This is a genomic window from Paraburkholderia azotifigens (assembly GCF_007995085.1).
Classification (GTDB): Bacteria; Pseudomonadota; Gammaproteobacteria; order Burkholderiales; family Burkholderiaceae; genus Paraburkholderia; species Paraburkholderia azotifigens.
This window is the reverse complement of the sequence record NZ_VOQS01000003.1, coordinates 980,782-994,394: the sequence shown is the minus strand read 5'-3', so window position 1 is coordinate 994,394 and position 13,613 is coordinate 980,782. Positions and strand designations below refer to the sequence as shown.

General features: G+C 63.2%; 12 protein-coding genes. 6 read left to right on the top strand and 6 right to left on the bottom strand.

Translation table 11 applies throughout. The features are described 5' to 3' along the window. Nucleotides 1-145: 145 nt before the first annotated feature. The gene (locus FRZ40_RS21690; protein WP_338048159.1) at nt 146-430 is read left to right on the top strand and encodes a DUF4148 domain-containing protein; all 285 of its coding nucleotides are present in this window, start codon (nt 146-148) and stop codon (nt 428-430) included. A 22-nt stretch (nt 431-452) separates the two neighbouring features. Here FRZ40_RS21690 and FRZ40_RS21685 read toward each other — a convergent pair whose 3' ends face one another. The 5 genes from FRZ40_RS21685 to FRZ40_RS21665 form a co-directional block, all read right to left on the bottom strand. Beyond that, nucleotides 453-1,904, bottom strand: coding sequence for a heavy metal sensor histidine kinase (locus tag FRZ40_RS21685; RefSeq protein WP_147235531.1), 1,452 nt, complete (start codon nt 1,902-1,904; stop codon nt 453-455). Then, nucleotides 1,904-2,581 (bottom strand): heavy metal response regulator transcription factor, encoded by a 678-nt coding sequence (locus FRZ40_RS21680; RefSeq protein WP_028363644.1) that lies wholly within the window; start codon nt 2,579-2,581, stop codon nt 1,904-1,906. The genes FRZ40_RS21685 and FRZ40_RS21680 overlap by 1 nt, the downstream gene beginning before the upstream one ends. 193 nt (nt 2,582-2,774) lie before the next feature. Then, nucleotides 2,775-3,638 carry an ABC transporter permease gene (locus FRZ40_RS21675; protein ID WP_028363643.1) on the bottom strand — a complete coding sequence of 288 codons (864 nt, stop codon included), beginning with the start codon at nt 3,636-3,638 and terminating at the stop codon, nt 2,775-2,777. Between the two features lie 26 nt (nt 3,639-3,664). Continuing rightward, nucleotides 3,665-4,462: an ABC transporter ATP-binding protein gene (locus FRZ40_RS21670; protein ID WP_028363642.1), complete on the bottom strand. Its 798-nt coding sequence runs from the start codon at nt 4,460-4,462 to the stop codon at nt 3,665-3,667. Between the two features lie 51 nt (nt 4,463-4,513). Further along, nucleotides 4,514-5,530, bottom strand: coding sequence for an ABC transporter substrate-binding protein (locus tag FRZ40_RS21665; RefSeq protein ID WP_147236757.1), 1,017 nt, complete (start codon nt 5,528-5,530; stop codon nt 4,514-4,516). 207 nt (nt 5,531-5,737) lie between these two features. Here FRZ40_RS21665 and FRZ40_RS21660 point away from each other — a divergent pair, with 207 nt between their 5' ends. From FRZ40_RS21660 to FRZ40_RS21645, 4 genes are all read left to right on the top strand, one after another. Beyond that, nucleotides 5,738-6,415, top strand: coding sequence for a response regulator (locus tag FRZ40_RS21660; protein WP_028363640.1), 678 nt, complete (start codon nt 5,738-5,740; stop codon nt 6,413-6,415). Nucleotides 6,416-6,431: 16 nt separating this feature from the next. After that, on the top strand, nt 6,432-7,832 hold the full coding sequence (locus FRZ40_RS21655; protein ID WP_147235530.1) for a sensor histidine kinase: 1,401 nt from the start codon (nt 6,432-6,434) through the stop codon (nt 7,830-7,832). A gap of 147 nt (nt 7,833-7,979) precedes the next feature. Then, nucleotides 7,980-9,572: an aspartate:alanine exchanger family transporter gene (locus FRZ40_RS21650; RefSeq protein ID WP_028363638.1), complete on the top strand. Its 1,593-nt coding sequence runs from the start codon at nt 7,980-7,982 to the stop codon at nt 9,570-9,572. 267 nt (nt 9,573-9,839) lie between these two features. Further along, nucleotides 9,840-11,777: a putative bifunctional diguanylate cyclase/phosphodiesterase gene (locus tag FRZ40_RS21645; protein ID WP_147235529.1), complete on the top strand. Its 1,938-nt coding sequence runs from the start codon at nt 9,840-9,842 to the stop codon at nt 11,775-11,777. A 6-nt stretch (nt 11,778-11,783) separates the two neighbouring features. Here the strand turns inward: FRZ40_RS21645 and FRZ40_RS21640 are convergent, their stop codons facing one another. Next, nucleotides 11,784-12,242, bottom strand: a complete 459-nt coding sequence (locus FRZ40_RS21640; protein ID WP_007745325.1) for an Lrp/AsnC family transcriptional regulator — start codon at nt 12,240-12,242, stop codon at nt 11,784-11,786. A 261-nt stretch (nt 12,243-12,503) separates the two neighbouring features. Here FRZ40_RS21640 and FRZ40_RS21635 point away from each other — a divergent pair, with 261 nt between their 5' ends. Then, on the top strand, nt 12,504-13,577 hold the full coding sequence (locus tag FRZ40_RS21635) for a Leu/Phe/Val dehydrogenase (RefSeq protein WP_028363636.1): 1,074 nt from the start codon (nt 12,504-12,506) through the stop codon (nt 13,575-13,577). The last annotated feature ends 36 nt before the right edge of the window (nt 13,578-13,613 follow it).

Below are 13,613 nucleotides of genomic sequence, written 5' to 3'. Positions count from 1 at the left end.
TATCAGAATCGTAATCGCACGGTCAGTGTGAGGTCACGGTCTTCTGACGAAAATGCTCTCATCGGTTCCGCTTGCTTCGATGTTCGAACGGACGGCGAATGCACAACGGAAGCCGATCGATCAAACTTTCGACCAGGAGAACACCGTGAAGAAATCAATCTGTCTGCTGATGGGCGCCGTGGCCTGTTGCATCGCCATGAGCGCTTCGGCGCAAAGCGTATCGACGGGCAAGACGCGCGCGCAAGTGCGTGCCGAACTCGTGCAGGCGCAGCGCGAAGGCTTTGTGCCGGCGCCGAAATACGACTATCCGCCGGGTGCAGAGGTCGTTCAGCGCAACGCCGAACTCTACGCGATCCAGCATGGCGGCGACAACACGCGTACGGTGATGCAGACGCCCGCGCATGCGGGCGACGACAGCGTCACGCAATGACGCACGATCTGGCGGCGCGCGCTCAACGAAACGTCAGCACGAACCGTGTGCTGCGCGCGTCGCTTTCCGCATGGACGGTGCCGCCATGCAGATCCATGATCGTGCGCACGATCGCAAGCCCCAGCCCGGTCGAGCCGGGCGATCCTTGCGGCGAAGCAGACGAAGGCAAGGAACTGCGTGACGGATCGACGCGATAGAAGCGGTCGAAAATCCGTTCGAGATGTTCCGGCGCGATCGGCTCGCCTTCATTCGACACAGTGATGCGCACGGCGTCGTCGATCTCATGCGCATCGAGCACGATCTCCTTGCCGCGCGGCGTGTAGCGCAACGCGTTCGCCAGCAGATTGCTGACCGCGCGGCGAAACAGTTCGAGATCGGCAGTGAGCATCGCGGACCCCGTGACGCGCATGCGCACGCCCGCATCTTCCGCGACGCCCTCAAAGTACTCGCCGATGCGCGTCAGTTCCTGCACGGCATCGAACACGCGCATGTGTTTGACGAACTGCGGATGCTCCGCGCGCGCGAGAAACAGCACGTTCTCGATCATGCGCGACAGGCGTTCGCACTCTTCGAGATTCGACGCGAGCAGCGCTTCGTATTCGTCGGTGGAACGTGAACGCGCAAGCGCGACTTCCGTCGCGCCGCGCATGTTGCCAAGCGGCGTGCGCATGTCGTGCGCGAGATCGGCGGTGAAGCGGGACATCTGTTTGAAGCCGTCATCCATACGTTCGAGCATCGCGTTGAGCGTCGTCACCAGCGTTTCGAGTTCGCGCGGCACGCGCCTGACGGCGATGCGCGTGTTGAGCCGGTTCACGGTGACTTCCGCCGCGCTCGCAGCGATATCGCGCACGGGCCGCATGGCGGCGCGAATCAGCAGATAGCTGAGCACGGTCGTCAGCAGCACGCCGGCGATGCCGTAAAACTTGAGCGTGTCGCGATAGTGGTCGAGCAGCGCATGGCGGTCGCTCATGTTGCGCGCAATCAGAATGCTGACCATTTCGCCACCGCGCAGCTTTGCGTCGGTGGCGACGCCGCGTATCGGCGCACCTGCCCTGTTTTTCCATTCGACAATCGCGCTTTGCGTGATGCGCTCTGTTGCGGGCACGCGCTGAATGGAGTGACCGGCGGCCAGCAGCGAGTTGTCTTTATCGGCGACGGGCGTGCCGAGCGTGCTTTCGAGGTTGTGCTCGATGGCCAGTTGTCCATTGGGATCGAACACTTCCATCGACAGTCCCGGATTGCCGAGCACGATGCTCGTGATCCGGTCGCCATGCTCGCGGATGCCGCGCGTCGTATCGATCTCCTCCGCGAGGCGCCGGGCGTGACGCGCGGACAGCACGATGCTCATGTCGTCCTGAGCACTGATCTGCTGTTCCAGCGCGCGATAGAGAAAGTTGCCCACCAGTACGAACACGACGAGCGTCGTCGCGCCGAATGCGAGCGCGAGCGTGGTGGTGATCGAGCGGCCGCGCATCAAGCCGGTTCCTTGATTTCGAGCACGTAGCCCACGCCGCGAACCGTGTGGATCAGCTTGACGGGAAAGTTGTCGTCGACTTTGCTGCGCAGACGTCGAATCGCGACTTCGACGACATTCGTGTCGCTGTCGAAGTTCATATCCCATACATAGGAAGCGATCTGCGTGCGGCTCAGCACTTCGCCGTGGCGGCGCGCAAGCAGTTGCAGCAGCGAGAATTCGCGAGGCGTGAGGTCGATGCGCGTCGTGCCGCGCTTGACGCGACGACGGTGAATGTCCATTTCGAGGTCGCCGATGCGGATCAGTTCGCTTTCGCGCGGCGGTCCACGGCGCGCGAGCGTGCGCACGCGCGCGAGCAATTCGACGAAGGCGAAGGGTTTGACGAGGTAATCGTCGGCGCCGAGTTCGAGGCCGCGCACGCGGTCGTTCACGTCGTCGCGCGCGGTGAGGAAGAGCACGGGTGTGGCGCGCGTGGCGCGCAGCGTCTTCACGACGGTCCAGCCGTCCATCCACGGCAGCATCACGTCAAGGATGATGACGTCGTAGTCTTCCTCCTGAGCGAGGATCAGGCCATGCGAGCCGTCGTTGGCCACTTCGACCGAATAGCCGGACTCTTCCAGTCCCTTCTTCAGGTACGCCGCCGTTTTGGGCTCGTCCTCGATGACCAGGATTCGCATCGTTTTGCTCCGCTTCGCTTGCCGCTGATTGACGTTTCAATCATACCGGCATGGGTGCGGAGGCTGATTACATTTCGGTAATGTTCTCGCAGCGTCGCTTCAATAAAAAAAACGCCCCGGAAAGGGGCGCTCAACTACCTCAAACACAACCACTGCGAGAAATGGATCAGTTGATTCAGTTGATTCAGTTGACTCAGTTGATATTTGGCCGCCACTTGAGCAGCCGCTGCTCGACGGCAGTGAGCAGATAATCGGCGGCCAGAGCCACGACAGCCAGCACGATCATCGCGGCGAACACGCCGCTCGCGTTGAACGCGCCTTGCGCCGTCGAGATCAGCAGACCAATGCCTTGCTTCGAGCCGAGAAACTCACCGACCACCGCGCCCACCAGCGCAAAGCCGAAGCTCACGTGCAGGCTCGCGAGAATCCAGCTCAGCGCCGAAGGAATGACAACGGATGTCGTCACCTGTCTGCGCGACGCACCGAGAATCTGCGCATTCGCGATCATGTAGCGGTCCGCTTCGCGCACGCCCTGAAACGCGTTGGCAAACACGACAAAGAACACCATCACGACAGCCAGCGCCACCTTCGACGCCATGCCAAGACCGAGCGCAATCACGAACACGGAGCCAAGCACCACGCGCGGAATCGAATTCGCGATCTTGATGTAGAGGCTGAACACGTCGGAGAGCAGCTTGTTGCGGCCGAGCACGATGCCGCAGAACACGCCTGCCACCGAGCCGATGATGAAGCCGAGGCCCGTCTCTTCGAGCGTGACCCAAACCTGCGTCAGCAGCGGTCCTTGCGAGGTGCCGTTCACGAACCAGTCGACGATCTGTTCGAAGATCAGCGAAGGCATCGAGAAGAAGAACGGGTCGATCCACTTCATGCGCGCCGACACTTCCCAGCCGCCCAGCACGAGCACGAGCACAGCGATGCGCAGCCCGATCACGAGCGCGTTGCGCTGACGGATCCGCTTCTGCGCAATCCGCTCGACCTGTGCAAGCGAACTGGCGTCGAGCCCGGCAGGCATCATCTGTTGAGGGGTCGTAGACATTCGGTAAAGCTCCTGCCCTAAATGAATTAACCGATCTGCACTTCTTCGCGCAGGTCGTGCCAGATGTCGCGCGAAATTTCGATGAAGCGCGGGTCGTAGCGGATTTCCGATGTGACGCGCGGACGCGGCAGATCGATCTCGTAGACCTTCTTCAACGTCGCGGGCCGCGCCGTCAGGACGAACACGCGATCGGCAAGCGCGATCGCTTCTTCGAGATCGTGCGTGACGAATACGACGGACCCCGCATTGCCCGACCACAACTGCAGCAGTTCGTCCTGCATCAGTGTGCGCGTCTGCATGTCGAGCGCCGAGAACGGCTCGTCCATCAGCAGGATTTCCGGCTTGTTGATGAAGGTCTGCGCGAGTGCGACGCGCTTTCGCATGCCGCCCGACAACTGATGCGGATAGTGCTTGCCGAACTTGTCGAGCCCGACGCGGCGCAGCCATTCGTTCGCTTCGTCGTAGGCGGCCGACTTCGAGCGGCCGCGATACAGCGGACCCGCCGCCACGTTGTCGAGCACCGAGCGCCACGGAAACACGGCATCGGCCTGGAACACGAAGCCGATGCGCGGATCGATGCCGTCGACGGGCGCGCCCATCACGCGCACTTCGCCCGTCGTCGGTTTGAGCAGGCCCGTGATCATGCTGAGCGTGGTGGACTTGCCGCAGCCCGTCGGCCCGACGACGGCGACGAACTCGCCCTTCGCGACCGACATGCTGAAGTCGCGCAACGCGATGGTCGCCTTGCCGTCGGGTGATATGAAGCGGCACGATACGTTGCGCAACTCGATCGCGGGTGCGCCGTGCGGCCTGGTTTGATTCATCGCGTGCTGCCTCTTTCGTTGCGGAGTGTGTTTAACAGCAGCCGATGCGGCTTACTTCGATGCCGTCGCGACAGCCGACACGTACTCGTTCGAATAGGTCTTCGCGAGATCGATGTGCTTGCCCTTCACGGACGGATTGAACGACGCGAGCACCTTCAGCACGGTCTCGGGACCATCGGCGGGCATCTTGCCGTCCTTCGTGAACATCGGCAGCGAGGCCTTCAGCGCAGCCACGTACAGATCCTTGTTGCTGCCGTAGTAGTCCTTCGGCATCTTCGCGGCGATCTCTTCCGCGCTATGCGTCGCGATGAAGTTCAGCGTCTTCGCGAACGCATGCGAGAGCTTCGTCGCGTCCGCCTTGTGCGACTCGGCCCACGCGCGCTGCACGTAGAAGCTCGATGCCGGATACGTGCCGCCCAGCGCCGCGCGCGTGCCTTCGAGCGTGCGCATGTCGACCAGCACCTTCGCGTCGCCCATCTTCAGAAGTTGCGAGACGGTCGGCTCGGTGGTCATGCCGGCATCGATGCGCTCCTGCTTGATCGCCGCGATAAAGCTGTTGTCGGCGCCGACGGGCAGCAGCGTGTATTGCGTCGACGGGATGCCGGCGCGTTGCGCGAGGTATTGCGTGAGGAAGCTGGTCGACGAGCCGAGGCCCGTCACGCCGAGCGTCTTGCCTTTCACGTCGGCCATGCTCTTGAGCGTCGCGGATGCCTTCGTCGATACCATTTCGACTTCGCCCGGCACCTGGCCGAAAATCACGAGCGCCTGCACTTCCTTGCCCTTGCTCTGCAGATCGATCGTGTGATCGTAGAAGCCGACCACGCCTTGCACGGCGCCTGCCAGGAGTTCGTTTTCTGCATCGACGCCGGCAGGTTGAGAAAGGATCTCAACATCGAGGCCTTCGTCCTTGAAGTAGCCGAGCTGTTCCGTCAGCTTCGCGGGGAGATAGATGATCTTGGCGGCGCCGCCCACCATGATCGAGATTTTTTCTGCGTGAGCGGCAGTGGAACCGGCGGCGAGGGCGAAGGCGAGTCCCGATACGGCGGCGATCTGGCGGATGGTACGCATCATCAGTCTCCTTTAATGAGGCGCCGTCCGTTCGACGCGGCGCCATTTTTGAATGAGTGCGGCGATTATAGAAAGCTCAAACCTTCTGCGAGCTTTCGGCGACGACAGCAAAACATGGGTGTTAACCCGATGCATAAGACGGCATGTCGCCGACTTACAATCGCGCGGCAACGCCGCACGAACGCTTTTCATGCATACCGGTTACCAATGAAGCTGCTGTTGATCGAAGACAATCCGACGCTGTCGCACTGGCTCGCCCGCATGCTGGAGCAGGATGCGTTCGCGCTCGATGCGGTGCAGGACGGCGAAGCCGCCGACCAGCTGCTGCGCACGAACCGCTACGACGTCGTGCTGCTGGATCTGAACCTGCCGCGGCTGTCGGGCAAGAACGTGCTGCGCCGGCTGCGTCAGCGCGGCGACGCGACGCCCGTGATGATCCTCACGGCAAGCGGTTCGATCGACGAAAAAGTCGAACTGCTGGGCGCGGGCGCCGACGATTATCTGGTGAAGCCGTTCGAGGTGCGCGAACTGATTGCGCGTGTGAAGGTGATGATCCGGCGGCAGACGGCGTCGACGGCGAATGAAGTGTCGTGCGGCGATCTCGTGTTCGACATCGACACGCGCCAGTTCACGCTGAAGGGCGTGCCGCTGAATGTGACGCCGCGCGAGCGCAGCGTGCTCGAAACGCTGATTCTACGGATGGGCAAGACGGTGTCGAAGGCCGCGCTGATGGACTCGATCTTCACGCACGACGATCAGCCCAGCGAAGACGCGCTCGAAATTTACGTGTCGCGGCTGCGCAAGAAACTCGATGGAAGCTCGGCCGCGATCGTCACGCTGCGCGGGCTCGGCTATCTGCTGCGCAAGAAGGACGACGTCGAATGACGAAGCGGGACGCGAGATGACGGGCAGCCTGCGCATCCGCCTGCTCTGGTGGCTGCTGGTGCCGCTTGCGATCTACGTATTCGTGACGGGCAAGGCCGAATACGACAACGCGCGCCGCACTGCCGATCTCGTCCAGGACAACACGCTGCTGTCGTCGGCACGGATGATCGCGGGCGAAGTCGAATGGGCGGACGGCATGTTGCGCGTCGACATTCCGCCTGCCGCGCTCGAAATTTTCGCGTCGCCATATGGCGATCAGGTGTTCTACAACGTGAGCGTCGACGACGACAGGCTGCTCGCGGGCGTGCCCGATTTTCCGTTGAGCGCGGCAGCGGCGGCCTCTGCGGCGCATGATGCCCCCACGTACTACGACGCCGAACTGCATGGCAGATCGATCCGCGCGATCGGCTACGTGCGGCGCATGTACGACAACGGCGCGACGCGGCGCGTACTGGTGTCCGTCGGCAAGACGCAGGCGTCGCGCGATGCGATGGTGCGCGAACTGTGGCGTCCGCAACTGGTGCGCCAGCTCGAAATGATGCTGCTCGCCGTCGCGCTTGCCTGCATCGGCCTCACGTTCGAGTTGCGTCCGCTGCTGAAAGTGAAGAGCGAAGTGATGGACCGCGATCCGATGCAGCTGGAGCCGTTGCGTGTCGAACGTCTGCATACGGAGCTTCGGCCCATCGTCGATGCGATCAATCAGTGCATCGCGCGGCTCGGCTTGCAGGTCGCGGCGCAACGGCGCTTCATTGCGGACGCCGCGCATCAGTTGCGCACGCCGCTCACGCTGCTCGATACGCAGTTGCAGTACGCGCGGCAGCATCGTGAGCTGGAGCCTTCGCTCGGCGAAGCGCTCGCGGCCATGCAGCGCAGCAACCGTTCGATGGTCGGGCTCACCAACAAGCTGCTGCTGCTCGCGCAAGCGGAAGCCGCCGACTACACCCAGCTCGCAGATCAGCCCGTCGATCTCGCATCGATCGCGAAAGACGTCGTTGAAGATCTCGCGCTGTTTGCGCAGAAGCGCGATATCGATCTGGGCGCGGAACTGGACGCATCCGCCTGGGTGACCGGGCACGAAGGTTTGTTGTCGGCGCTGGTGTCGAACCTCGCGGAAAACGCGATCCGCTACACGCAGCGAGGCGGACACGTGACGGTCGCCGTGCGCGGCGACGCGAAGCGCGTCGTGCTGAGCGTCACCGACGACGGCCCCGGTATTCCGGCGGAAGCGCGCAGCCGCGTGTTCGAGCCGTTCTACCGAGCATCCGCCGATACGGAAGGCACGGGGCTCGGCCTCGCGATCGCGCGCGAAATCGTGCAGGCGCATCGCGGTGAGATCGTACTCGCAACGGGCGAGGGCGACGCGCGCGGGTTGACCGTGAAAGTCACGTTCGCCGCGGCATCGACGGATGCTGCATGACGCTGCGCAGCGTCTATGATTGATGTGGCAATACATGGGCGACTGCTTGCGCGCTCGCGCAAAGAGAAATGCGCGCCCATTCCATTTTGCATCGTGCTGTTTCGTTAGCTAACGGCAGGCGGTTCGCTTGCGACGGGTGGAACGAATATGGATGCAGTCCGGACGTTGCTCGAAGCGCAACCGTTGCTCACGCTGTTTCTCACCGTCGCGGTGGGCTATTTGATCGGCGAATGCAGCATCAAAGGCGTGGCGCTCGGCTCGGGCGCGGTGCTGTTCGTGGGGCTCGCCATCGGCGGTTTCGCGCCGAAGTCCGCGCCGCCCGCGTTGCTCGGCACGCTTGGGCTGCTGCTGTTTCTGTACGGCATCGGCGTGCAATACGGCGCGCAATTCTTCGCCGGACTGTCGAGCGCGGATGGAATCAAGGCGAACGCCGCCGCCGTGCTCGGCGTGCTCGGTGCGGGCTTCGTGTCGCTCGCGCTCGGGCCGCTTTTCGGGGTGAAGCTCGATCAGGCGCTGGGCCTGTTCGCGGGCGCGGGCACGAGCACGGCGAGTTTGCAGGCGGCCCTCGCCGTGCTGAAAGGCGAAGGCGCCGCAGTTGGGTATAGCGTCGCGTATCCGTTCGGCGTCGCGGGGCCGATCCTGTTTCTCTATCTGCTGAACGTCGCGCTGGCGCGCCGGATCGAAGCGCCACCCGCGCACATCATCGAAACGGCCGAAATCGCGCTGCGCAATCAGGCGTTCGTCGGTCTCACGTTTCCCGAACTGAAGGCGCGCCTGCCCGCGAGTCTCGGCATCGTGGCCGTGCGCCGCGCGCATCGCAATCAGCTGCCCGCCGACGATCTCGTCATGCAGACCGACGACGTGCTGCTCGCCACGGCAATGGACCGCGACGAACTGCGCAAGGCAGCCGAACTGCTCGGCGAATTGCAGCCCGGACGCATGATGCGGTTTCGCGAAGACCTCGACTATCTGCGCGTGTTCGCGTCGAGCCGCGTCGTGGTCGGCCATGCGCTGAGCGACATCCGCTTTCCGGAAGGCATGGTGTGCACGATCGCGCATGTGCGTCGCGGCGACGCCGACATGCTGCCGAGCCCCGATCTCATTCTCGAGTTCGGCGACCGTGTCGGCCTGCTGATCGGTCCGGGGCAACGGGAAGCCGTGCGCAAGCTGTTCGGCGATTCGATCAAGGGTACGGCGGAACTCAGCTATATCTCGATCGGCGTGGGCGCGGCGCTCGGCTTGCTGGTCGGCCTGATTCCGCTGCCGATCCCCGGCGTCGGCAAACTGTCGCTTGGTCTTGCGGCGTTGCTGCTGGTCGCGCTCTATCTCGGGAAAATGCGGCGCGTGGGCAGCCTCGTCTGGACGATGCCGCTGTCCGCGAATCTGGTGTTGCGTAACTTCGGCCTGACGATTTTTCTCGCGCAAGTCGGGCTTTCTTCGGGGCCGAAGTTCTTCGCGACGATCGGCCTCACGGGCATCTCGTTCCTGCTGTATGGCGCGGCGATTCTGATCGCGCTCGTGTGCATCACGAGCGTGTGCTGCCTGTGGATTTTCCGCTTGCCGTTCGATGCGACCGTCGGCGTGATCAGCGGCGCGACGGGCAACCCGGCCATTCTCGCTTTTGCTAACCGCATCGCGCCCACGGACCGCCCCGACGTCGGCTACGCGATGATCTTTCCGTCGATGACGATCGTGAAGATTCTGTTCGTCGAGATCGCTGCCGTCGTCGTCGGCCGATAGCGCAATTGATCTGATGAATGTGCTTCGTCGTCGCGTTTCGCGCGATGCATGACGCGTGTGTATCGCGCAAGCGTCTGTCGCATTGCGGAGACATCGCAGCGTGCGTTCGCATGTGAATATTCGGCGAGGCAATCCGTCTCGTATCATCAAGTTCGCCGCGAAACTGCCGTAAAGAGCAGGAACGCGAGTGACGTCACCGCCTTTCGCAGCCAGCACCGTCGACGGGCTGTGCATCCGGACTTGCCGACCCCTTTACGCCGCCGAGCCATGATTCGCCCGCAGGATCCCGCATCGTTTCGTACCGATCCGGCCGAACAGGCCGCGCTCTCGCGCTCGCAGTTCGACGCGTTTTCGCGCCAGTTGCCGTTGCTGTATGTGATCCTCGTGATCAACAGCATCGCGGTGGCCGTCACGCATGCGGGCGTCGCGCCCGCGTGGCTCGCGATCTGGCTGCCCGCGGCCATGTGCAGCGCGTGTGCCGTGCGGCTCGTCGTGTGGGTGCGGCGCAGACAGCACCTCGCGTCGCTGACGGACGAAGAGGTTGCGGCGCGGCTCAAGACGACCGTCTGGCTGATCGCGCTTTTGGGCGTGATCTTCACGGGCTGGGGCCTGCTGCTCTTTCCGTATGGCGACCCGTACGCACGCGCGCACGTGGCTTTCTACATGTCGATTACGGTGATCGGCTGCATCTTCTGCCTGATGCACATGCGCAAGGCCGCGTTGCTGTTGACGGCTGTCGTGATCGTGCCGTTCTCGCTGTTCTTTTCGCTGACGCAAAACGCAGTGCTCGTCGCGATCGCGATCAACATGCTGCTCGTCGCCGTCGCGATGATCTTCGTTTTGCTCACCTACTATCGCGACTTCGCGAATCTCGTCGCATCGAAGCACGCATTGCAGGCGAAGCAGGCCGAACTGCAACGGCTGAGCGACGAAAACTCGCGCCTCGCCAATCTCGACAACCTGACGAGGCTGCCGAACCGCCGGCGTTTTCTCGCGGATCTCGACGCGCTTTTTCAGGCATCGGAGGTTGAGGGCGAGCGCTTTGCCGTCGGCGTGATCGATCTCGATGGCTTCAAGCAGGTCAACGATCTGTACGGACACGGCGCGGGCGATCGCGTGCTGGAGGAAGTCGGCCGGCGGCTGCTGGAACTGTCGGAGCCGCGCATCCGGCTCGCGCGTCTGGGCGGCGACGAGTTTGGCCTGCTCGTGACGAACGTGCGCGAACCGCAGGAACTGCGCGCGATCGGCGCGGCGATCTGCGAGACGCTGCGCGCGCCATATGCATGGCCCGGCGCGACAGCGCGGCTGTCGGGGTCGCTCGGTTTCGCGATTTATCCCGATGCGGGCCTGTCGCCCGCACAGCTGTTCGAGCGCGCGGACTACGCGCTGTACTTCGCCAAGGAACATCGCCGCGGCTGCACGACGATTTTCTCGTCGGAACATGAGAAGCAGATCCGCGAGCTTGGACAGATCGAGCAGGCGCTGCGGCAGGCGGATCTGGAGCGCGAAATGTCGCTGCATTTCCAGCCGATCGTCGATGTGGTCCGCGAGCGGATCGTGTCGTACGAAGCGCTCGCGCGATGGGACAGTCCCACACTCGGCGCGGTGCCGCCGTCGCTGTTCATCAAGGTCGCCGAGCGCAGCGATTTCATTCACGTCGTGACGGTTGCGCTGCTGCGCAAGGTGCTTGCGACGATGCAAGAATGCGATCCGTCCGTGCGCGTTGCCTTCAATCTGTCGGCGCGCGATATCGGCTCGGCCGAGGCGGTGGCGAATATCGCGGAGATCGTTCGCGACAGCGGCATCGAGCCCTCGCGCCTGACGTTCGAAGTGACGGAGACGGCCGTCATCCAGGATTTCGAGCAGGCGTCCGCGTCGCTCGAGGCCTTCAAACGGCTTGGCGCGCATATCTCGCTCGACGATTTCGGCACCGGCTATTCGAGCCTCACGTGCATCCACCGGCTGCCGCTGGACAAGATCAAGATCGACCGCGGCTTTCTCGACCGCATCGACGCCGATCCGGCGGCGCAGGACATCGTGCGCAGCATCGTCGAGCTGTGCCGCTCGCTTGAATTGACCTGCGTGGCGGAAGGCGTGCAGACGGAAGCGCAGGCGAACGTGCTGCGCGGACTCGGCTGCACGGTGATGCAAGGGTTTTACTTCGGCATGCCGATGCCGTTCGACGAGCAGACGCTCACGGCGTAAGCGCCTTCAAGGTTCGACGGATACCGAGCGTTTGAGGCAGCGCAGCGCGAAGATCGAGCGGCTGTCCTGAAAGCCGGGCAAGCGATACAGCTTGCGCCGCAGAAACGACTCGTAGCCTTCCGTTCCGGCGACGGCGACCTTGATCAGATAGTCGTATTCCCCCGACACCAGAAACGCCTCGACGACTTCGGGCAGATCGGCGAGCGCTTCGCCGAAGCGATCCAGCGTCCGCTCGTCGTGCTTCGCGAGCTTCACCTCGATGATCACCGTATCGGGCAGGCCGAGTGCTTTCTGATTGAGGAGCGCCGCGTACCCTTCGATCACACCCGCTTCTTCGAGTGCACGCACGCGGTTCCAGCACGGCGTCGCCGACAGGCCGACGCGCTCGGCCAGCTTTGCATTCGACAGGCGTCCGTCGTTGCGCAGCTCGCGCAAGATCCGTTGATCGGTAGCGTCCAGTTTCATGTTGTCTCCCTTGCAGACGATTCGTCTTTTTATATCGCGTTTCGCTGGTCGATTATTCTGGCATGGCAGCCGTATTGCCAGATTAACAGAACGAATTTCCAGATTTGGCCACATACACTTTTGCTACCGGGTGCCTCGCGCAGTGCGACGGCACCGAACCTTCAGCCGTATGCATTCGCGACCCGGATGACACGCGGCCAGCCGGCGCGAAGCCATCGCTTCGCGCGGACTCAACTGCCTGCCCACAAGGAAGGAACACAGATGGACCGACTGACGACGAATTTTGCTGGAACGCTTTTCGGACTTCACGGCGAACCGGCACACGAACGCATTGTCGTGGCCAGCGATGCCGACTCCGGGCTGCAAGCCGTGATCGCCGTGTACAGCACGGCGCGCGGCCCGGCGTTCGGCGGCTGCCGATACTGGCAGTACGCATCGGAGTACGAGGCGTATCACGACGCGCTGCGTCTGTCGCAAGGGATGGCGTTCAAGAATGCGCTCGCCGGTCTGCCGTTCGGCGGTGGCAAGGCGGTGATCCTGAAGCGCCCGGAGCAGATGGACCGTGTTGCGCTGTTCAAGGCGTTTGGCCGGCTCGTGCAATCGCTCGGCGGCGTCTATCTGACAGCGGAAGACGTCGGCACGACCGCCGACGACATGCGCGCCGTGCAGGGCGAAACGCCGTATGTGAGCGGTATTCCGCGCGACAACGATGTGTACGGCGGCAACCCGTCGCCGCGAACCGCGTACGGCGTGTTCGTCGGCCTGAAGGCTGCGGTGCAGGTCGCGCTCGGCCGCGACACACTCGACGGCATCTCTGTTGCCGTGCAGGGCCTGGGTTCGGTGGGTTGGGATCTGTGCGAGCGGCTGCATCGTGCGGGCGCGCAACTGATCGTGTCGGATATCGATGCGGGCAAGACGGAGCGTGCGCAGCAGATGTTCGGCGCTCAGATCGCGGATATCGCGCGTATCGCGTCTGTGAATGCTGACGTGTTCGCGCCGTGCGCGCTCGGCGGCTCGATCACGGAAGCCGTCGCGGCGAATTGCCAGTTCAAGGTGATCGCGGGCGGGGCGAACAATCAGCTGATGTCGCTGGCCGAGGGCGACACGCTGCATCGGCGGGGCATCTTCTACGCGCCGGATTTTCTCGTGAACGCGGGCGGGATTATCAGCTGTGTGCGCGAATACCTGGGTTCGGCCGACAAGCAGGCCGTGCTCGACGAGGTCGCGCAGATCGGGCCGCGTGTGTTCGAACTGGCCGAGCGAGTGAAGGTGACAGGTGTTGCGCCGGGGCGCGCCGCTGTTGTGTGGGCGCGGGAGATGATGCAGCGCGTCTGATTGTTTGCGCCAGTTGCTTTTGCTTTTTTGCGCGAG

Bases quoted from the DNA above. Each gene is read 5' to 3' on its own strand.
- FRZ40_RS21650 (WP_028363638.1), top strand. From the start codon at position 7,980: ATGGATGCAGTCCGGACGTTGCTCGAAGCGCAACCGTTGCTCACGCTG.
- FRZ40_RS21660 (WP_028363640.1), top strand. From the start codon at position 5,738: ATGAAGCTGCTGTTGATCGAAGACAATCCGACGCTGTCGCACTGGCTC.
- FRZ40_RS21680 (WP_028363644.1), bottom strand. From the start codon at position 2,581: ATGCGAATCCTGGTCATCGAGGACGAGCCCAAAACGGCGGCGTACCTG.
- FRZ40_RS21635 (WP_028363636.1), top strand. From the start codon at position 12,504: ATGGACCGACTGACGACGAATTTTGCTGGAACGCTTTTCGGACTTCAC.
- FRZ40_RS21685 (WP_147235531.1), bottom strand. From the start codon at position 1,904: ATGCGCGGCCGCTCGATCACCACCACGCTCGCGCTCGCATTCGGCGCG.
- FRZ40_RS21640 (WP_007745325.1), bottom strand. From the start codon at position 12,242: ATGAAACTGGACGCTACCGATCAACGGATCTTGCGCGAGCTGCGCAAC.
- FRZ40_RS21665 (WP_147236757.1), bottom strand. From the start codon at position 5,530: ATGCGTACCATCCGCCAGATCGCCGCCGTATCGGGACTCGCCTTCGCC.
- FRZ40_RS21655 (WP_147235530.1), top strand. From the start codon at position 6,432: ATGACGGGCAGCCTGCGCATCCGCCTGCTCTGGTGGCTGCTGGTGCCG.
- FRZ40_RS21675 (WP_028363643.1), bottom strand. From the start codon at position 3,638: ATGTCTACGACCCCTCAACAGATGATGCCTGCCGGGCTCGACGCCAGT.
- FRZ40_RS21645 (WP_147235529.1), top strand. From the start codon at position 9,840: ATGATTCGCCCGCAGGATCCCGCATCGTTTCGTACCGATCCGGCCGAA.
- FRZ40_RS21670 (WP_028363642.1), bottom strand. From the start codon at position 4,462: ATGAATCAAACCAGGCCGCACGGCGCACCCGCGATCGAGTTGCGCAAC.